Here is a 19,086-nt window from a genome sequence, read left to right on the forward strand (position 1 = left end):
GTCAGCCGACCTTGATCTCGTTGTAGACGGGAACGCTGAACGGGTTGAGCTTCACGTTCGAGAGCCGCTCGGAGTAGCCCGCGCTGCCGTTCTGGTACCAGAGCGGGATGGCGGCCATGTTGTCCCGTACGACCTCCTCGGCCTGCTGGAACTTCTCGACGGCCTTGCCGGTGTCGGTCTCGGCGTTGGCCTCGTTGACGAGTTTGTCGAAGTCCTTGTTGGACCACTTGCCGTCGTTGGAGGAGGCGTTGGTGTAGTAGAGCGGCTGGAGGAAGTTCTGGATGAGGGGGTAGTCCATCTGCCAGCCCGCCCGGAAGGGGCCGCTCATCTTCTTCGCGGTGATCTGGCTGCGGAAGTCGGCGAAGGTGCCGACCGGGTTGCCGACGCACGCCTTGTCGTTGTCGAGCGCGTTGTTGATGGAGTTGCAGACGGCGTCGACCCACTGCTTGTGGGAGCCGGTGTCCGCGTTGTAGGTGATCTTGACGCCGCCGCCGGGGAGGCCGCCGCCCTCCTGGATCAGCTTCTTGGCCGCGGCGGGATCGTAGTCGCAGGCGTCCCCGCACAGCCCGTCCTGGAAGCCGCCTTCCTTCCCGAGGACCGGGGAGGTCCAGTCGGTGGCCGGGGTGCGGGTCTTCTGGAAGATCGTCTCGGTGATCTGGTCGCGGTTGATCGCGCGGGACAGGCCGGTGCGGACCTTCTCCATCCCGGCCTTGTTCCAGTTCTTGTCGTAGAACGGGAAGGCGAGGGTCTGGATGATGCCGGCGGGGGTGTTGATGTACCGGCCGCCCAGGTCGTTCTTGGCGTTCTTGAGCTGGGCGGCGGGGACGTCGTCGACGAGGTCGAGGTTGCCGGCCATGAGGTCGGTGTAGGCGGTGTTGTTGTCGGTGTAGACCTTGAGGGTCACGCCGCCGTTCTGGGCCTTGTCGGGCCCGTCGTAGCCGTCCCACTTCTTCAGGACCATCTGCGAGCCCTTGGTGTACGACTCGATGGTGTACGGCCCGTTGCCGACCGGCTTCTTCAGCCAGGCCGCGTGGTCCTTGAAGAACGCCTGCGGGAGGGGGGCGTAGGCCGGGTAGCCGAGGGTGTCGGGGAAGGTCGAGAACTTCTGGTTGAGCTTGACGGTGAAGGTCCTCGGACCGGTGACCTTGAGCCCGGAGAGGGTGTCGGCGGTCTGCTTGCTGCCGTCCTCGGGGTGGGTCTTGTCGTACCCGTCGATGTAGCCGAAGAAGTAGGCGTTCTTCTGGTTGTTCTTGAGGGAGGCGCCGTAGTTCCAGGCGTCCACGAAGGACTTGGCGGTGACCTTCTCGCCGTTGCTGAAGGTCCAGCCGTCCTTGACGGTGATCGTGAAGTTCTGCGAGTCGCTCGTGTCGATCTTCTCGGCGAGCATGTCCTCGGCCTTGCCCGTCTCCGGGTTGTACTTCTTCAGACTGCGGAAGATCATGTCGAGGACCTTGCCGCCCTGCACCTCGTTGGTGTTGGCCGGTTCCAGCGGGTTCTGCGGGTCGCCCCACGACGAGCTGAGCACGGCGCCGCCGTCGCTGCTGCCGCTGTCGCTGCCGCTGTCCCCACCGCCGCAGGCCGTCGCCGCGAGGGCTACCGCCGCCGCGCAAGCGGCCCATTTGGCGTGCGTGGCTCCACGCATGGAGTGCCTCCTCAAGACTGATCCGTTACCGGCCAATATCGTGTCAAGAGGGACGTTCCGCACGCCTGGGTAGGCCTTTGGGGGGCCGCGGGGTGAGGGGTGGGGTGAACGGCCTGCCCCGGCACTCCGGTCACGGGGCAGCACCGCGTCGAACGACGGCCGGGGGCGGAGGCGCTGCGCCTCCGCCCCCGGCCGGGGTGTTGCAACCGTCGTCAGTTCTTGTCGGTCGTCGGCTCCGCCGCGTCCTCCAGGGCCTTCAGGGCGGGATCCATGATCACGTCCTCGTCGCGGGCCTCCGTGGTCGGGTCCTCCGGGAAGTGGCAGGCCGTCAGGTGGCCCGCCCTGTTGCCGGAGATCTGGACCAGCGGGGGCTCGTCCGTGGCGCACTTGTCCTGCGCCTTCCAGCACCGGGTGCGGAAGCGGCAGCCGGACGGCGGGTGGATCGGCGAGGGGACGTCACCGGAGAGCCGGATCCGCTCCCGGCCGTCGCCCTCCTCGTCCAGCTCGACCTCGGGGACGGCGGAGAGCAGCGCGTGGGTGTACGGGTGCCGGGGCCGGTTGTAGATCGAGTCCCGGTCGCCGACCTCGACCACCTTGCCGAGGTACATCACCGCGACGCGCTGCGAGAAGTGCCGTACGACGGCCAGGTCGTGGGCGATGAACAGGAACGCGATCCCGAGCTCGTCCTGGACCTTCTTGAGCAGGTTGACGACCTGCGCCTGGATGGACACGTCGAGCGCTGAGACCGGCTCGTCGGCCACGATCAGCTTGGGGTTCAGGGCGAGCGCGCGGGCCACGCCGATGCGCTGGCGCTGACCGCCGGAGAACTCGTGCGGGAAGCGGTTGTAGTGCTCCGGGTTGAGGCCGACGAGCTCCAGCAGCTCCCGGACCCTCTTCTCCCGGCCGCCCTGCGGCTCGATCCCGTTGACCTCCATCGGCGACTTGATGATGGCGCCGACGGTCTGCCGCGGGTTGAGCGAGGAGTACGGATCCTGGAAGATCATCTGGATCTCGGACCGCACCGGCGCGAGCTGCCTGCGCGAAGCGTGCGTGATGTCCTGGCCGGAGTACGTGATCTTGCCGGCCGTGGGCTCCAGGAGCCGCGTGATCAGCCGGCCGGTCGTCGACTTGCCGCAGCCGGACTCGCCGACCAGGCCGACGCTCTCGGCGACGCCGACCGTCAGGTCCACACCGTCGACGGCCTGGACGGCGCCGACTTTGCGTTTGATCGGGAAGCCGCCGTAGATCGGGAAGTGCTTGGTCAGGCCCTCGACCTTGAGGAGCTCCTCGGTCGAGGTCCCGGTGGAACCCTGCTGGGCGGGGAGGGTGAGGTTGTCGCTCATGTCTCGGTTCTCCCTAGCGCAGCCGGGGCTGGATCTTGTCGATGAAGATGGTCTGCTTCTGCTCCGCCGTCAGGTGGCACGCGGAGGCGCGTCCCTCGCCCAGCGGGGGCCGCGAGTCCGTGCAGAGGGTGCCGGGCACCTCGTCCTTGAAGGCGCACCGCGGGTGGAAGGGGCAGCCCGAGGGCGGGTTGAGCAGCGAGGGCGGGGAGCCGGGGATCGGCACCAGTTCCTCGTTGACGTCGCTGTCCAGCCGCGGCATCGAGCTGAGCAGACCCCAGGTGTAGGGGTGGCGGGGCGCGCGCATGACCTCGCGGACGCTGCCGCGCTCCACGGCCCGGCCGGCGTACATCACCAGCAGGTCGTCCGCCATGTTGGAGATGACGCCCAGGTCGTGGGTGATGAAGATGATCGCGGAGCCGAACTCCTGCTGGAGGTCCTTGAGCAGGTCCAGGATCTGGGCCTGCACGGTGACGTCCAGCGCGGTGGTCGGCTCGTCGGCGATCAGCAGCTCGGGGTCGCACATCAGGGCCATGGCGATCATGGCGCGCTGGCGCATACCGCCGGAGAACTGGTGCGGGTAGTCGTCGAAGCGCGTCTTGGGCTGCGGGATGCCGACCTTCTCCAGCATCTGGATCGCCCGGTCCTTGGCCTCCTTCTTGGAGGCGCCGCGGTGCTTCATGAACGGCTCGGAGAGCTGACGGCCCACCGTGTAGAACGGCGACAGCGCGGTCAGCGGGTCCTGGAAGATCATCGCCATTTTGTTGCCGCGGAGCTGCTCCAGCTCGCGCTCGGTGGCGGTGACGAGTTCCTTGCCGTCGAGGACGATCTCGCCGTCGACGGTGGTGTTGCGCGGGTTGTGCAGGCCCAGGACCGTCAGGTTGGTGACGGACTTGCCGGAGCCGGACTCGCCCACGATGCCGAGGGTCTTGCCGCGCTCGACGTCGAAGGACAGGCCGTCCACAGCCTTGACGATGCCGTCCTCGGTGGAGAACTGCACCTTCAGATCGCGCACTGAGAGGAAGCCGTCCGAGCCGGAAGGGGCCGGGGCGTCCTCGGTCTTGGTCAGTGTGGTCACGGTGGTTCGTTCTTCCTAGGAGAGACGGACGCGCGGGTCGATGAGGGCGTACGCGATGTCGGTGAGGATGTTGACGATCAGGATGAAGAAGGCACCGAACAGCAGGACACCCAAGGTGAGCGGCAGGTCCTTGTGGACCGCGCCGTCCACGGCCAGGCGGCCGATCCCCTGGAGCGAGAAGGTCAGCTCGGTGACGACGGCGCCGCCGAGCATGGCGCTGATGTCGATGCCGAGGACGGTGACGATCGGGATCATCGAGCCGCGCCAGGCATAGCGGAAGAACACGTACTTCTGCGACATGCCCTTGGCGCGGGCGGTGCGGACGTGTTCCTCGGCGAGCTGCTCGATCATCGAGGAGCGCGACATACGCGTGTACTGCGCGGTGAAGATGGTGGCCATCACGAGGACCGGCAGGAGCATCCCGGTGAACCACTTCCAGGGGTTCTCGGTGATCGGGTGGTACGCGGGGTTGTCCATCCAGCCCGTGCTGTAGACGAAGATCAGCAGGACGATCGGGCCGAGCACGTAGATCTGGAACGAGCTGAGCACCATGGACACACCGGTGGCGACCTTGTCGACCAGCGTGCCGCGCCGGTAGGCGGCGAGCATGCCGGCCCCGACACCGACGACGACGAAGACGATCGCACCGCCCGCGGTGAGCGTCAGGGTCGTCGGGAAGCGGTCCATGATGGTCGACCAGACCATGTCGCCCGAGTAGAACGACTGGCCGAGGCAGGGCGCGCTGCAGTGCCCGGTCGGGAAGTCACGGCCCAGCACGATGCCGGACATGAAGTCCCAGAACTGCTGGTGGATCGGCAGGTTGAGACCGAGAGCCTGGCGGATGTCCTCCAGTCTCGCGGGAGAGCAGTCCTTGCCACAGGCCAGAGAGGCGTAGTCGGAAGGCGCGGCGACGAACAGGAAGAACGAAGCGGCGCCGATGAGGAACAGGGTGACCAGGGCACCGACTGTGCGCCGGACGATGAACTGAAACATGGCGGGAGGGCTGCTCTCTGCGGAGACGGTGGGGAGGATTCACGGAGGTGCGGGGGCGCGCTCCGCCTGGTGCGCGCCCCCGCGATCAGCCGTAGAGAGTTACGACTTGACGTACAGGCGGGTGATGTCGATCAGGCTGGACACCGAGCCGTAGCGGGCACCGCCGATGTTCGAGCCGGAGAGCTGGAACTGCTTGGTGTACCAGAGCGGGGCAGCCGGGATGACCTTCTCCAGCAGGTAGTGCTGGGCTTCCTTCCAGGTCTTGGCGGCCGCGGTCGGGTCCTGGGACAGGGCCTTCTTGATCAGCTCGTCGACCTTCGGGTCCTTGACGTGCGAGTAGTTCGAGGAACCGTCGGCGACCTGGGTGCCGTCGTAGATGGGCGTGATGACCGTGCCCGGCGACGGCCAGTCCTGGCCCCAGCCCGTGATGTAGATGTCGTACGGGTTCTTCAGCTTGCCGATCTGCTCGTAGTAGCTCGCCGCGTCGACCTCCTTGGAGACGACGTCGAAGCCGACCTTGGTCAGGGCGTCCTCGATGGCGACCTTGCGCTTCTGGCCCGCCTCGCTGTTGGCGTAGGCGAAGACGACCTTCTTCTCGGCCGCGGGGACCGTCTTGAGGATCTCCTTGGCCTTCGCGATGTTGCCCTGCGGCATCTTGAGACGGCCGTACGGGTCGTAGTTGGGCTCGTAGCCCGGCAGGGTCGGGGCGAAGTAGTTCGGGGCCACGTCGCCGCCGTACGCGCCACCCTCACCGGCGATGAGGGACTTGGAGTTGACCGCGTAGGTGATGGCCTGGCGGACCTTGATGTCCTTGACCCGGTCGAGGTTGAACGTCAGCTGCATGACGTAGGGCTGGTAGCCCTTGACCGTGCGCTTGCTGACGGCCGGGTTGCCGATGACGTCCTGGATCTGCGTGGACTCGACGCCGCCGGTGAACTGGATGGCGTTCTTGTCCGCGCCCTGGTCCGCGATCAGACGCTTGGTCTGGGTGGACTCGGTGATGCCGAACTGGAAGTCGAACTTGTCCGCGTACTGGTGGCGGACGGAGTCGGTCTTCGGGTCCCAGTTGGTGTTCTTGGCGAGGACGAGCTCCTTGCCCACCTTGTTCGAGACGATCTTGTACGGGCCGGTGGCGACCGGGGCCTTGTCGTACGCCGCCTTCGTGTCCGTCTTCTCCGGGACGATCGCGTAGCCGGCCATGGCCAGCGTCTGCGGCAGGTCCGGACGCGCGGTGTCGAAGTGGAAGACGACCGTCTTGTCGTCCGGGGTGTCCAGGACCGAGGCCGGCAGGTGCTTCTTGCCGAAGCCGCCGTCCGGGAGCGCCTTGCGGTAGTCCGGGCCGCTCAGCCAGGTCTGCAGGTAGGTCGGGCCGTCGAAGATGAAGCTCGCGTACTGGCGCTCGACGGTGTGGCGGACGTCGGCGGACGTGATCGGGTTGCCGTTCTGGTCCTTGACGCCGTCCTTCAGCGTGAAGGTCCAGGTCTTGCCGCCGTCCGAGGACTTGCCCGAGTCGGTGGCGAGGTCGCCGACGACCGAGACGCCGCCCTTGCCGTCCTCCTTGAACTGCGTCAGACGACGGAAGAGCAGGTTGGCGACCTGGCCCGCGTCGGAGACGTAGATCTGACCCGGGTCCAGGTGCGAGACGCCCGCCTCCTGGTAGACGTTGATCGTGCCGCCGGGCTTGGCGCCGGGGACTTCCTCGGCCGGACCGGTCGAGCCCGCGGCGTCGGCGTAGGTGACCGCCTTGGACTGGACCGACGCTTCGCTCTGGTCCTTCTTCGAGTCGGTACCGGAGTCGCCGCCCTCGTTCTTGGAGCAGGCCGTGAGAGCCAGGGAACCGGCCGCGAGGGCGACGACGACGGCGCGCGCTCTGCGCGAACTGATGGGCTTCATGAGGCGAATACCTACCTGTCGGTTGTTATCCATGAGTACTGCCTGACGCGGCTGGTAGGCCGACGCGGGGGCGGCAGCCACCCCCCACCAATGGACGAGTTACCGCCCGGACTTGGGGTCGAAGGCGTCCCGGACCGAGTCTCCGAGGAGGTTGAAGGCCAGAACGAAGATCACCAGCGCCAGGCCGGGGAAGAAGAGGAACGCCGGGTCCTGCTCGGTGTAGTTGGCAGCGGCGGCGAACAGTCGTCCCCAGTCCGGGGTCGGCTCGACGAACCCGACTCCGGCGAAGGAAAGGAAGGCGATGGTGAGGATGGTGCTGGGCAGCTGGTACGTGAACTGCACCAGGATCGGCGTCACCACGTTCGGCAGGATCTCCTTGCGGACGATCCGCCAGGGGGAGGCGCCGGAGACCTTGGCGGCCTCGACGAACTCCCTCTCGCGCAGGGACAGCACGGTGGAGCGCACGAGGCGCGCCATGCCCATCCAGCCCAGCAGCCACAGCACGATCAGCATCGCCAGTGCGCGGAAGTACGTGGGGGTCTCCTCCCGCGGGTCGACGAAGAACGCGGTGACCACGGGCATGAAGGCGATGAAGAAGAGCTGCTGCGGGAAGGACAGGAAGAAGTCGGTGACCCGGCCGATCCAGTAGTCGGTACGGCCGCCGAAGTAGCCGCCGATCAGACCGATGATCACGCCGGTGACCATCAGCAGGACGGTCACGCCGAGCGCCATGAACAGCGACGTCCGCATGCCGTACACGAGCATCGCGAACAGGTCACGGCCGTACTGCGGCTCCACCCCGAACCAGTGGTCTCCCGAGACGCCGCCGAAGTAGCCCAGGGGCAGACCGAACTGGTCCAGGATGGGCTTGTCCGCGTAGGTCGGGTCCTGGCCGTACAGCGTGTACGGGTCGGTCCCGCTCAGCTTGACCAGCAGCGGCGCGAGCAGCGAGACCACGAAGTACAAAATCACTACCACGGCGCAGATGACACCGGTACGGTCGCGCTTGAAGCGCTGCCACATCAACTGGCCGGGAGAACGACCCTCGAGCTTCTGCTCGGCCTTGACAGGCTCGGCGTTCGACTCGAGCTCGGGGTCCAAGGCGACTGGACTGGTCATGTGTGTACTTCCCCCGGGGGGTTGGAGAGTTGAGCGCAGCACAGATACCGGCAGGTTCTGTGGTTTGGGGGAACTTTCGCCAAAGTGTTCAACGCGCGTCAAGGGCGGAAGACATAGGGATCTCCCTACCGACCATATTTTGAGGAAAAATTGCAAAGATTGACACCTGGTCGCGCTTGACACGCGAGCCGACAGGCCGTCAAAACGGACATACCGCAATGGATTTCGGTTCACATGTCCGAAACACGATCGGGCCCTTACCGATATCCGGACGGTGTCTCATAGATCGCGGACAGGTTTTCGCGGGCACACCGAAGGCCCGGTTCCCCGAGTGTCGGAGAACCGGGCTGCCGACGGTCGCCGGCGGTCGGGTCAGCCGTGCTTGGCGCGGCTCGCGGCGCGGGCGCGCTCGCGGGCGTCCAGGTTGACCTTGCGGATGCGCACCGCTTCCGGGGTCACCTCGACGCACTCGTCGTCGCGGCAGAACTCCAGGGACTGCTCCAGGGAGAGCTTGCGCGGCGGGACGATCGACTCGGACACGTCGGCCGTGGACGACCGCATGTTGGTGAGCTTCTTCTCCTTGGTGATGTTGACGTCCATGTCGTCGGCGCGGGAGTTCTCGCCGACGATCATGCCCTCGTACACCTCGGTGCCGGGCTCCACGAAGAGCACACCGCGCTCCTGGAGGTTCGTCATCGCGAAGGCGGTGACGGCACCGGAGCGGTCGGCGACCAGCGAGCCGTTGTTGCGGGTCTGGAGGGTCCCGAACCAGGGCTCGAAGCCCTCGTGGATGGAGTGCCCGATGCCGGTGCCGCGGGTCTGGGTCAGGAACTCCGTGCGGAAGCCGATCAGGCCGCGGGAGGGCACCACGAACTCCATGCGCACCCAGCCGGAGCCGTGGTTCGACATGTTGTCCATGCGGCCCTTGCGGACGCCCATGAGCTGCGTGACCGCGCCCATGTGCTCCTCGGGCACGTCGATGGTCATGCGCTCGACGGGCTCGTACACCTTGCCGTCGACTTCCTTGGTGACCACCTGGGGCTTGCCGATGGTCAGCTCGAAGCCCTCCCGGCGCATGGTCTCGACCAGGATGGCGAGCGCCAGCTCACCACGGCCCTGGACCTCCCAGGCGTCGGGGCGCTCGGTGTCCAGGACGCGCAGCGAGACGTTGCCGATCAGCTCGCGGTCCAGGCGGTCCTTGACCTGACGGGCCGTGACCTTGCGGTCCTTGACGGCGGACTTCGCGTCGGCGCCCTTGCCGGTGCCGCCGCGGCCGACCAGCGGCGAGGTGTTGGTGCCGATGGTCATCGAGATCGCGGGCTCGTCGACCGTGATCAGCGGCAGCGGGATCGGGTTCTCGGTGTCCGCGAGGGTCTCGCCGATCATGATGTCGGGGATACCGGCGACCGCGCAGATGTCACCCGGGCCGGCCTTCTCGGCGGGCTTGCGGGTGAGCGCCTCGGTCATCATCAGCTCGGAGATCCGGACGTTGCTGATGGTGCCGTCGCGCTTGATCCAGGCGACCGTCTGGCCCTTGCGCAGCTCGCCCTGCTCGACGCGGAGCAGCGCGATACGGCCGAGGAAGTTGTCGGCGTCCAGGTTGGTGACGTGCGCCTGGAGCGGGGCTTCCTCGTCGTAGGTCGGGGCCGGGATGTGCTGGAGGATCGTGGAGAAGAACGGCTCCAGGCTGGTGGAGTCGGCGGGGACCGTGCCGTTCTCCGGCTTGGTCAGCGAGGCGATGCCGTCGCGGCCGCAGGCGTAGACGATCGGGAACTCGATCTGCTCCTCGTCCGCGTCCAGGTCGAGGAAGAGGTCGTAGGTCTCGTTGACGACCTCGTCGATCCGGGCGTCCGGGCGGTCCGTCTTGTTGATGCAGAGGATGACGGGCAGCCGGGCCTGGAGGGCCTTGCGCAGCACGAAGCGGGTCTGCGGAAGCGGGCCCTCGGAGGCGTCGACGAGGAGGACGACACCGTCCACCATCGACAGACCGCGCTCGACCTCGCCGCCGAAGTCGGCGTGGCCGGGGGTGTCGATGATGTTGATGGTGATGACGTCCCCCCCGTCCTTGGGGTGGTACTTCACCGCCGTGTTCTTGGCGAGGATCGTGATGCCCTTCTCACGCTCCAGGTCGTTCGAGTCCATCATGCGGTCGTCGACCGAGTCGAGCTGATGGGCGGCGAAGGCACCGGCCTGCTTCAGCATTCCGTCGACGATGGTCGTCTTGCCGTGGTCGACGTGGGCGACGATGGCGACGTTGCGGATGTCGTGGCGCGTGGCCATGAAGGCGTACTCCTGGAGTGTGAGGAAGGCCGACGCGTACGTCTGTGTTACGCGGACCCTGCCGGGCTCAACATGCCACGGCCTCACCCCATCGTACGTTGCCTCATGGGTGGGGGCTCGCCGGGCTCAGCCCCGCTGGGGGGCGGCGGGCCCCTTCGCCCCCTTCGCCAGGAAGCCCATGTCCTCGTAGACCGGTGTCTGGAAGCCGAAGGAACCGGCGTTCACCACGTCCTTCTTCGCGGCCGTGAGCTGGGGCCGCTGGTACAGCGGGATGGATCCGGCGGCGGCCCAGATGCGGGAGTCGGCCTTGCGGATCAGGCTCCGGCTCCTGCCCTCGTCCAGCGTGCCGACGGCCTCGTCGAACAGTTGGTCCACCTGGTCCGTGCCGACCCGGGTGTAGTTCTGCTCGACGTTCAGCGACCCGTCCGCGGCCGGCACCGGCTTCGCGAAGATGGGGCGGGCGTCGGTGGCGGGGAAGGCGGACGCGGGCCAGGAGTACAGCGCGAGGTCGTACTGCCCGGACGCGATGTGGTCCTTGAAGTAGCTCTCGTCGGAGACCTTGGAGATCTCGGTGCGGATGCCGATCTTCTCCAGCATCACGGAGATCCGCCCGGCCACCGTGCGCAGCGTCCCGGACCCCGGCCCGGACGGGAGCACGAACCGCAGGGCGAGCGCCTTGCCGTTCTTGGCCAGGACCTTCGTCGCCGCGTCGGCCGGAGCCGCCGTGCCCCTGGGGGCGTACGCCCCCGGCGCGCCGCCCTGTCTCAGCTTGTTCGCGTACTGCTTGCCGTCCTGGGCGAGATGGCGCGGGCCGTCGCCGCCCCCGCGGTGGTCCTTGGGGTCCTTGTCGTCGCTCTTGTCGTCCTCACCGACGACGTAGGTCCCGTCGTCCCCCTTCTCGGAGTCCCCTCCGGCCTTCTCGCCGTCGGAGTCCTGCTCGGAGTCCCCTCCGGCCTTCCGGCCCTCGGTCCCCGCCGCCTTGTCGCCCTTCTTCTTCTCCTTCTCGACCGGCCCGCCCGGCACCCACCCGGCGTCCGCCAGCAGCGCCCTGGCCTCCTCGGCGTCCTGGCCGCCGAGTGCGCCGCTGTTGTCGGCGTAGGCGTCCTGGCCGGAGAGCGCGAGGTGGCTGCCGACCGGCACGGCGGGCAGCCCGAGCGGGGAGAGGACCACCCCGGCCAGCGCCTTGCGGTCGATGGCGCGGGCCACCGCCCGGCGCACCCGCTCGTCGGCGAGCGGGCCCGAGGCGCCGTTGAGGGCGAGTTGGGTGTAGGCGGGCTCCAGGGACTTGCGGACTTCGAAGTTCTTCAGCGCCGCCTGCTCGCGCCGTTGCGCGGCGAGTGCCCTGCGCTCCTTCTGCCGGGCGCTGAGCTCCCCGTCCTCGTCGCCCTCGTCGTCCTGGTCGTCCTCATGGGCGTCGGCCCAGGAGCGCAGCGCGTCGGCGGCTCCCAGGTTGCTGTCGGAGCGGTGCGCGGGCAGGCCGCCCGGGCCCGCGACCGGACTGCTGCCGGTCTTCACTCCCGCGCGGGCGGCGAGGCTGATGCGGTCGAGGGCCTCGGGGTCGATCTCGGCGAGCTCGATCGCGCCGGCGGCCAGCGCGGCGGTCCGCTCGTCGCGCGGTACGGCCCGCAGCACGATGCCGTCCAGCTTGGCGGGGTGGCCCCACCAGCGCGGGTTGCGGGTGAGGGTGACCTCGTCCTCCTTGTGGTCGACCTTCTTCACCTGGAAGGGACCGGCGGTGATCTTGAGCTTCTTGCGGGCGGAGTCGTTGAAGGAGTCCGGGGTGCCCATGACGTCCTTCGGGTACAGCGGCGAGAACAGCGAGCGCCAGTCGGCGTACGGCCGCGCGAAGGTGACCCGGACCTCCAGGTCGTTCTTGCCGCGCTCGATCTTCTGGATGCGCTCGTAGCCGGCGTTGCGGGCGGTCCAGTACGCGGAGTCCTTGCCGGACAGGGCGCGCCACTGGGCGGCGAAGTCGGCGGCGCCGATCTCCCGGCCGTCGCTCCACACGGCCTGCTGGTTCAGCTTGTACAGGACGACCTGGCGGGGCTCGGTCTCGACGACCTCGGCCGACTCCAGGTAGTCGGGGTTGACCTGCGGCCGCCCGTTCGCGTCGAGCCGGTACATCGAGGGCAGGACGGCCTGGGCGACGGTGGTGGTGGTCGCGTCCGCGTCCGCCTGGAAGGTGTTCAGGGTCTCGGGGACGGCGTCGACGGCCCAGTGCAGGGTGCCGCCGTCGGCGACCCGGTCGCGGGCGGCGGGCGCGATGTCCTGCTCCGCGAGCGGCTTGCTCCTCTTCTCCTCGGAACTGCACCCGGAGAGGGCGGTCACCGCGAGCGCGCCCGCGGTGAGGAAGCCGACCGAGCGCGTGACCGCGCGCAGGGCGACGCCGTTGTGGGACATCTCTGCTTACCTCCGGGAGCCGCGGGCGTTATGATCACTTTTGGCGGTATATGGAGCTGATCACATCTATGCGGTCACTGAAGAGGAAAGGGTTCGGCAACGGACGGCGACACGGCGACAACGACCGGGAAGCCCACCCGTGCGGCGCAATCGACGGCGCACGAGGGGCGCGCACGGAGGCACACGATCCGCCAATCCATGCACGTCCCTTCACACCGGCAGGTGTGACGCGCAACACTCGCAGGCGCATGACCGTTCCCGTCCAGGGCATCCCCGCCCACGGAAGTGAGGTCACGTCATGTCCGTGAACGACGAACTGGCTGCGGCCCAGCGCTCGCTCGACGAAGTGCTCAGGTACGTCAAGCGTCTGGAGCAGCAGCTCGGCAGCAGCGGCCTGGAGATGCGGCGGGTGCGGCTCGACGCCGACCGCCTGCGCGAGAGCCTGGCCCTGCTGCGGGAGACCGACCCGGCGCTCGCCAAGGCCCGCCGCCCGGATCTCGTCTCCATCTCCGACACCCCGTACGACAACACCCTGTGGACGGACTCGGACGACGAGGGACTCGGCGCCCGCGACCGCCGAGCCCCCTGAACCCGACCGGAGTCAAGCGTTGGCCACTGGTACGGAACCCCCCGACACCGAATCCCATACCGTGAGCGGCGGCGTACGCGGCGGTACGCGCGCCGCGATCGACGCCCCCCACCTGCGCACCGACCGCTGGTGGCTGGCGCCCGCGGCCACGGCAGCCGGGCTGCTCGCCTTCATCGTGTACTCGACCTGGCGGGCCTTCGCCGACACGGACTACTACGCGGCCCCGTACGTCTCGCCGTTCTACTCCCCCTGCCTGGCCGAGCGCTGCGCTCCCATGCGCCACGGCCCCAACTGGGAGATCTTCGGCGGCTGGTGGGGGATCTCCCCCGCGATCATCATCCTGATCTTCCCGCTCGGCTTCCGGCTGACCTGCTACTACTACCGCAAGGCCTACTACCGGGGCTTCTGGGCGTCCCCGCCGGCCTGCGCGGTGGCCGAGCCGCACAAGAAGTACACCGGTGAGACCCGCTTCCCGCTGATCCTGCAGAACATCCACCGGTACTTCTTCTACGCCGCGATCCTGGTCGCCGGCATCCTGACCTACGACACCGTGCTCGCCTTCCGCGACGAGCACTACGCGTGGGGCCACATGGGCCTCGGCACCCTGGTGTTCCTGGTCAACATCGTGCTGATCTGGGCGTACACCCTCTCCTGCCACTCCTGCCGGCACATCGTCGGCGGCAAGCTCCGGCACTTCTCCCGGCACCCCGTGCGCTACCGGGCCTGGCAGATCGTCGGGAAGCTGAACGCCCGGCACATGCAGCTCGCCTGGGCCTCGCTGGTGAGCGTGGCACTGGCCGATTTCTACGTCTTCCTGGTCGCCTCCGGCGCATTCGACGATCCGAGGTTTTTCTGATGTCCGTGGTCGACCGTCAGGAGTGGGACGTCGTCGTGGTCGGCGCAGGCGGCGCGGGCCTGCGCGCCGCCATCGAGGCCCGCGAGCGGGGCGCCCGTACGGCGGTGATCTGCAAGTCGCTGTTCGGCAAGGCGCACACCGTGATGGCCGAGGGCGGCATCGCGGCCAGCATGGGCAACGCCAACGAGAACGACAACTGGCAGGTCCACTTCCGCGACACCATGCGCGGCGGGAAGTTCCTCAACCAGTGGCGGATGGCCGAGCTGCACGCCCAGGAGGCCCCGGACCGGGTCTGGGAGCTGGAGACCTGGGGCGCCCTGTTCGACCGCACGAAGGACGGCCGGATCTCCCAGCGCAACTTCGGCGGCCACGAGTACCCGCGCCTGGCCCACGTCGGCGACCGCACCGGCCTCGAACTGATCCGCACCCTCCAGCAGAAGATCGTCTCGCTCCAGCAGGAGGACAAGCGGGAGACCGGCGACTACGAGTCCCGCCTGAAGGTCTACCAGGAGTGCACGGTCACCCGGGTGCTGAAGGACGGCAGCCGGGTCTCGGGCGTCTTCGCCTACGACCGTGAGACCGGCCGTTTCTTCGTCCTGGAGGCCCCGGCCGTCGTGATCGCGACCGGCGGCATCGGCAAGTCCTTCAAGGTGACGTCGAACTCGTGGGAGTACACCGGCGACGGGCACGCGCTGGCGCTGCTCGCGGGCGCGCCCCTGCTGAACATGGAGTTCGTGCAGTTCCACCCGACCGGCATGGTCTGGCCCCCGTCGGTGAAGGGCATCCTCGTCACCGAGTCGGTCCGCGGCGACGGCGGGGTGCTGCGCAACTCCGAGGGCAAGCGGTTCATGTTCGACTACGTCCCGGACGTCTTCAAGGAGAAGTACGCCGAGTCGGAGGAGGAGGGCGACCGCTGGTACGAGGACCCGGACCACAACCGGCGTCCCCCCGAGCTGCTCCCCCGCGACGAGGTCGCCCGCGCGATCAACTCCGAGGTGAAGGCGGGCCGCGGCTCCCCGCACGGCGGGGTCTTCCTGGACGTGTCGACGCGCATGCCGGCGGAGGTCATCCGCCGTCGGCTCCCCTCCATGTACCACCAGTTCAAGGAGCTGGCGGACGTCGACATCACGGCCGAGCCGATGGAGGTCGGGCCGACCTGTCACTACGTGATGGGCGGCATCGCGGTCGAGTCGGACACGGCGGCGGCGCGCGGGGTGCCGGGGCTGTTCGCGGCCGGTGAGGTCGCGGGCGGCATGCACGGCTCGAACCGGCTCGGCGGCAACTCCCTGTCCGACCTGCTGGTGTTCGGGCGCCGGGCGGGCTGGCACGCGGCGGAGTACGCGACCTCGACGGCACGGCCCGCCGTGGACGAGACCCAGGTCGACGCGGCGGCGGCCGAGGCGCTCCGGCCGTTCTCGGCGGAGGCCGCCGAGCCCGCCGCGGGGCCCCCGGAGAACCCCTACACCCTGCACCAGGAGCTCCAGCAGGCGATGAACGACCTGGTCGGCATCATCCGCCGGGAGGGCGAGATGGAGCAGGCCCTGGAGAAGCTCGCGGAGCTTCGGGTACGGGCCCGGCGGGCCGGGGTCGAGGGGCACCGGCAGTTCAACCCGGGCTGGCACCTCGCGCTGGACCTCAGGAACATGCTGCTGGTCAGCGAGTGCGTGGCACGGGCCGCGCTGGAGCGGACCGAGTCGCGCGGCGGCCACACCCGCGAGGACCATCCGGCGATGGACCGCGAGTGGCGCCGGATCAACCTGCTGTGCCGGCTGACCGACCCCACGGGCGGGCTGGCGGCGACCGACCCCGTCCGGGGCCAGATCGACCTCGCCCGTGAGACCACCGAACCCATCCGCGCCGACCTGCTCGCCCTCTTCGACAAGGAGGAGCTGGTCAAGTACCTCGCCGAAGAGGAGCTGTACGAATGAGCGGCTACACGGCCCACTTCAGGGTGTGGCGGGGCGATGTCGGGGGCGGCGACCTGGAGGACTTCAAGGTCGAGGTCAACGACGGCGAGGTGGTCCTCGACATCATCCACCGCCTCCAGGCCACCCAGGCGCCCGATCTCGCCGTCCGCTGGAACTGCAAGGCCGGCAAGTGCGGTTCGTGCTCGGCGGAGATCAACGGGCGGCCGAGGTTGATGTGCATGACGCGCATGTCGGTCTTCACCGAGGGCGAGACGATCACCGTCACTCCGCTCCGCGCCTTCCCGGTCGTCCGTGACCTGGTCACGGACGTCGGCTTCAACTACCGGAAGGCGCGCGAGGTCCCGGCGTTCGTGCCGCCGGCCGATCTCGGTCCCGGCGAGTACCGGATGATGCAGGAGGACGTGGACCGCTCGCAGGAGTTCCGCAAGTGCATCGAGTGCTTCCTGTGCCAGGACACCTGCCATGTCGTGCGCGACCACGAGGAGAACAAGACGGCGTTCGCGGGCCCGCGCTTCCTCATGCGGGTGGCGGAGCTGGACATGCACCCGCTGGACGCGGCGGAGGAGTCCGGCCTGGACCGCAAGAAGACGGCCCAGGACGAGCACGGGCTCGGCTACTGCAACATCACCAAGTGCTGCACGGAAGTGTGCCCCGAGGGCATCAGGATCACGGACAACGCGCTGATCCCGCTGAAGGAAAGGGCCGTCGACCGCAAGTACGACCCGCTGGTGTGGCTGGGCTCGAAGATCAGGAGGCGCTCCTCAGCAGAGTGAGCACCTCGCCGAGGTTGTGCTCCGCGATCTCCCGCATCCACCCGGGGTTCGGGAAGTCGCCCTCGATCAGGCGCAGGGGCCCCGCGACCAGCGACAGATGCATGGCGAGGCGGTACAGGCGCAACCGGTCCTCGTCCAGGCCGGGGGCGCGCAGGACGTCGTAGTGCGGGCCGAAGCGGATCCGCAGGAAGACGTGCTCCCACTCGACGTCGAAGTACATCAGCCCTTCGACGTCGATGAGCGCGGGCCGCCCCCGGTCGTCCAACAGGACGTGGTCGGGGCCGAGTTCGCCGTGGACCAGGACGTGCCGGTCCCGGGGCCGCACGGCCTCGGCCAGCCGCCGCACGGCCTCCTCGGCCTCCTCCCGTACGGCGGCGATCCGTCCGTCCCTCGCGGCGGCCCGGGCGATGTCGCGCAGGGCGCCGTCGGTGACGCGCCGGGCCGCCGAAACGGCCGCGGAGGTACCGCCGCCGTCGACGAGTCCCACCTTGCCGAAGGCGGGGCCCCGCTGGGCGTGCAGTGCCGCCAGTTCCCCGACGAGTCGCTCCAGCGCGGCACGTCCGAGGGCCGGGTCCCGCTCCAGCGCCTGCTCCAGGCTGCCGCCCCGCAGGTCCTCGACGACCACGGCGTCCCGGCCGGTGTCGGTGTGCAGCAGACGGGACGTGCGGACACCGGCCGCGACCAGGCGGTCGTGCGCGGCGGTGAAGACGTCCCGGCCCGTGCCGGACGAGAAGGGGTCGCGGGGGTCGCCGGGGCCCGAGTCCCAGTAGTCCTCGTCGGCGGACCAGACGTAGGCGACGACGCTCCCGCCGTCGTCGAGGGCGAGCCGGTAGACCCCCTTGCTGGTGCCGCCGCGCAGTCGGGTGACTCCGGTGAGGGTGCGTCCGGTCGCGGCGCGGGCGAGGGGGGCGAGGTCGGTGCGGGTGAGGTGTCTGCGGGTGGCGGTCATTCGGGGGATGTTCCCAGGGGGAGCCGCCGGGCGCCCGTGGTTTTCAGCGCACCCAGTCCCGCTCGTACGCCGCCCAGTCCCCCTCCGTGGCCGCGAAGTCCACGTACAGCGCCACTCCGAAGTTCGCGCGGTCCGCGTCCGTGCGGGAGAGTCCGAGGCGCACGCCCCGGACGGCGGCGGGGACGGTCTCCGCCGCGGCCCGGTGGCCGAGCTTGTTCTCGTGGAAGAAGGGCAGGCCCATCAGCAGGTCGGTGGACCCGGGAGTGACCTCCAGGGCCAGGGACGTCTGCTGGGCCACGTAACCGCCGTACAGGCTCTCCAGCGGGGTGCTCGTGTCGTACGACATCACCGCGATCTGGTCGACCCGGCGCGCGACCTGACCGAAGAATGCCTGCGACCACCACTTGGGGTGTCCGGCGAGCGTCCCCGCGACGGAGTGCAGCGCGGGCAGCGGGTCGATCTGGTGGGCGGCGACCGAGAGCGGCACGCCACGGGCGCGGGTGACCCGGTGGAGGGCGTCGAGGAGGCCGAGGTAGTGCTCGTCGCCTGAGTGCAGGGGCTCCAGGTCGAAGTGGACGCCGTCGAACCCGGTGGCGAGGACCTGCCGGGTGGACCGCACCACGGCGGCCCGGGTGTCCGCGTCGGCGAGGCGCATGCCGTCCGGGCTCTCGGTGGCGAGCTTGTCGCCGAGCCACGCCTGGACGCGGATGCCGGGGGCCGCCTTGTGCACGGCTCCGATCAGCCGGGCCGCCCGCGGGTACGCCGACGAGAGCAGCGTGCCGTCGTGCTCCAGGGGCCCCGCGTGGACGTACAGGTCCCGGATGCCGGTGTCGCGGAGGCGCCGGGCGAGGGCGACGGCGTCGGCGTCGGTCCTCCGGCCGTCCACCCAGGCGTGACCGAGCCAGACCGCGTCCTTGCCGCGGGTGCGGGTGCCGTCGGCGGGGTCGCCGGCGTAGTTGAGGCGGAGGGCGACAGCGACGGACAGGAGGGGGACGAGGACGAGGAGCGCGAGCCCGAGGGCTGCCCGGCGGAGCAGGCGGCGCCCGAGTCCCGGCGCCCGCTTCCCCGGCTCCGCCCCGTCGGCGCCCTCCCCGCGGGTCAGCCGCGGCGGAGCGGGGGCCGGTCGCGCGGTTCCCCGCGCTTCTGGGGTCGGTGACCTTCGCCCCTGCTGCGGACGTGGACGTCGTCGCCACCACCGGTCCCCGTCGGTCCCTGTGCCCCGCGCCTGTGACACCCGCTCCCCGTC

At 69.1% G+C, this 19,086-nt stretch carries 14 protein-coding genes; 4 read left to right on the forward strand and 10 right to left on the reverse strand.

Annotation, left to right across the window (positions count from 1 at the left end; genetic code table 11):
• Position 1 precedes the first annotated feature (1 nt).
• The 8 genes from ACIQJT_RS23115 to ACIQJT_RS23150 all read right to left on the reverse strand — a co-directional run bounded on the left by ACIQJT_RS23115 (position 2) and on the right by ACIQJT_RS23150 (position 12,745).
• Positions 2-1,642, reverse strand: coding sequence for an ABC transporter substrate-binding protein (locus ACIQJT_RS23115; RefSeq protein WP_402646255.1), 1,641 nt, complete (start codon positions 1,640-1,642; stop codon positions 2-4).
• A gap of 212 nt (positions 1,643-1,854) precedes the next feature.
• Positions 1,855-2,985, reverse strand: coding sequence for an ABC transporter ATP-binding protein (locus tag ACIQJT_RS23120; RefSeq protein ID WP_402646257.1), 1,131 nt, complete (start codon positions 2,983-2,985; stop codon positions 1,855-1,857).
• A gap of 13 nt (positions 2,986-2,998) precedes the next feature.
• Positions 2,999-4,060, reverse strand: a complete 1,062-nt coding sequence (locus tag ACIQJT_RS23125) for an ABC transporter ATP-binding protein (RefSeq protein WP_402646260.1) — start codon at positions 4,058-4,060, stop codon at positions 2,999-3,001.
• A gap of 15 nt (positions 4,061-4,075) precedes the next feature.
• Positions 4,076-5,053 (reverse strand): ABC transporter permease, encoded by a 978-nt coding sequence (locus tag ACIQJT_RS23130; protein ID WP_402646262.1) that lies wholly within the window; start codon positions 5,051-5,053, stop codon positions 4,076-4,078.
• A gap of 99 nt (positions 5,054-5,152) precedes the next feature.
• On the reverse strand, positions 5,153-6,946 hold the full coding sequence (locus tag ACIQJT_RS23135; RefSeq protein WP_365455232.1) for an ABC transporter substrate-binding protein: 1,794 nt from the start codon (positions 6,944-6,946) through the stop codon (positions 5,153-5,155).
• Between the two features lie 99 nt (positions 6,947-7,045).
• Positions 7,046-8,065, reverse strand: coding sequence for an ABC transporter permease (locus ACIQJT_RS23140; protein ID WP_365455235.1), 1,020 nt, complete (start codon positions 8,063-8,065; stop codon positions 7,046-7,048).
• Between the two features lie 372 nt (positions 8,066-8,437).
• The gene (gene typA / locus ACIQJT_RS23145; RefSeq protein WP_053852417.1) at positions 8,438-10,345 is read right to left on the reverse strand and encodes a translational GTPase TypA; all 1,908 of its coding nucleotides are present in this window, start codon (positions 10,343-10,345) and stop codon (positions 8,438-8,440) included.
• A 126-nt stretch (positions 10,346-10,471) separates the two neighbouring features.
• Positions 10,472-12,745: an ABC transporter family substrate-binding protein gene (locus tag ACIQJT_RS23150; protein WP_402646268.1), complete on the reverse strand. Its 2,274-nt coding sequence runs from the start codon at positions 12,743-12,745 to the stop codon at positions 10,472-10,474.
• A gap of 298 nt (positions 12,746-13,043) precedes the next feature.
• On the opposite strand from ACIQJT_RS23150, the gene ACIQJT_RS23155 reads away from it, so the two are divergent.
• From ACIQJT_RS23155 to ACIQJT_RS23170, 4 genes are read left to right on the forward strand one after another with little or no spacing between them, the layout of a single operon-like run.
• Positions 13,044-13,334 carry a hypothetical protein gene (locus ACIQJT_RS23155; protein WP_053852419.1) on the forward strand — a complete coding sequence of 97 codons (291 nt, stop codon included), beginning with the start codon at positions 13,044-13,046 and terminating at the stop codon, positions 13,332-13,334.
• Between the two features lie 19 nt (positions 13,335-13,353).
• Positions 13,354-14,190 (forward strand): hypothetical protein, encoded by an 837-nt coding sequence (locus ACIQJT_RS23160; protein ID WP_402646270.1) that lies wholly within the window; start codon positions 13,354-13,356, stop codon positions 14,188-14,190.
• Positions 14,190-16,118, forward strand: a complete 1,929-nt coding sequence (locus ACIQJT_RS23165; RefSeq protein ID WP_365455244.1) for a fumarate reductase/succinate dehydrogenase flavoprotein subunit — start codon at positions 14,190-14,192, stop codon at positions 16,116-16,118. Before ACIQJT_RS23160 ends, ACIQJT_RS23165 begins: the two co-directional genes overlap by 1 nt.
• Positions 16,115-16,891, forward strand: a complete 777-nt coding sequence (locus ACIQJT_RS23170) for a succinate dehydrogenase/fumarate reductase iron-sulfur subunit (protein ID WP_365455247.1) — start codon at positions 16,115-16,117, stop codon at positions 16,889-16,891. The genes ACIQJT_RS23165 and ACIQJT_RS23170 overlap by 4 nt, the downstream gene beginning before the upstream one ends.
• On the opposite strand, the gene ACIQJT_RS23175 is transcribed toward ACIQJT_RS23170, so the two are convergent.
• Both ACIQJT_RS23175 and ACIQJT_RS23180 read right to left on the reverse strand, forming a co-directional pair.
• Positions 16,866-17,840, reverse strand: coding sequence for a phosphotransferase family protein (locus ACIQJT_RS23175; RefSeq protein WP_402646275.1), 975 nt, complete (start codon positions 17,838-17,840; stop codon positions 16,866-16,868). The two genes, ACIQJT_RS23170 and ACIQJT_RS23175, sit on opposite strands and share 26 nt — an antisense overlap.
• Positions 17,841-17,883: 43 nt before the next feature.
• Positions 17,884-19,074, reverse strand: a complete 1,191-nt coding sequence (locus ACIQJT_RS23180; RefSeq protein ID WP_402646278.1) for a hypothetical protein — start codon at positions 19,072-19,074, stop codon at positions 17,884-17,886.
• Positions 19,075-19,086 lie beyond the last annotated feature (12 nt).

The sequence above is a fragment of the Streptomyces sp. NPDC091972 genome (assembly GCF_044756385.1).
In the GTDB taxonomy this organism is placed as follows: domain Bacteria; phylum Actinomycetota; class Actinomycetes; order Streptomycetales; family Streptomycetaceae; genus Streptomyces.

Coding starts and splice junctions, on each gene's coding strand:
- ACIQJT_RS23115 (WP_402646255.1), bottom strand. CDS start 1,642: ATGCGTGGAGCCACGCACGCCAAATGGGCCGCTTGCGCGGCGGCGGTA.
- ACIQJT_RS23120 (WP_402646257.1), bottom strand. CDS start 2,985: ATGAGCGACAACCTCACCCTCCCCGCCCAGCAGGGTTCCACCGGGACC.
- ACIQJT_RS23130 (WP_402646262.1), bottom strand. CDS start 5,053: ATGTTTCAGTTCATCGTCCGGCGCACAGTCGGTGCCCTGGTCACCCTG.
- ACIQJT_RS23135 (WP_365455232.1), bottom strand. CDS start 6,946: ATGAAGCCCATCAGTTCGCGCAGAGCGCGCGCCGTCGTCGTCGCCCTC.
- ACIQJT_RS23140 (WP_365455235.1), bottom strand. CDS start 8,065: ATGACCAGTCCAGTCGCCTTGGACCCCGAGCTCGAGTCGAACGCCGAG.
- typA (WP_053852417.1), bottom strand. CDS start 10,345: ATGGCCACGCGCCACGACATCCGCAACGTCGCCATCGTCGCCCACGTC.
- ACIQJT_RS23150 (WP_402646268.1), bottom strand. CDS start 12,745: ATGTCCCACAACGGCGTCGCCCTGCGCGCGGTCACGCGCTCGGTCGGC.
- ACIQJT_RS23155 (WP_053852419.1), top strand. CDS start 13,044: ATGTCCGTGAACGACGAACTGGCTGCGGCCCAGCGCTCGCTCGACGAA.
- ACIQJT_RS23165 (WP_365455244.1), top strand. CDS start 14,190: ATGTCCGTGGTCGACCGTCAGGAGTGGGACGTCGTCGTGGTCGGCGCA.
- ACIQJT_RS23170 (WP_365455247.1), top strand. CDS start 16,115: ATGAGCGGCTACACGGCCCACTTCAGGGTGTGGCGGGGCGATGTCGGG.
- ACIQJT_RS23175 (WP_402646275.1), bottom strand. CDS start 17,840: ATGACCGCCACCCGCAGACACCTCACCCGCACCGACCTCGCCCCCCTC.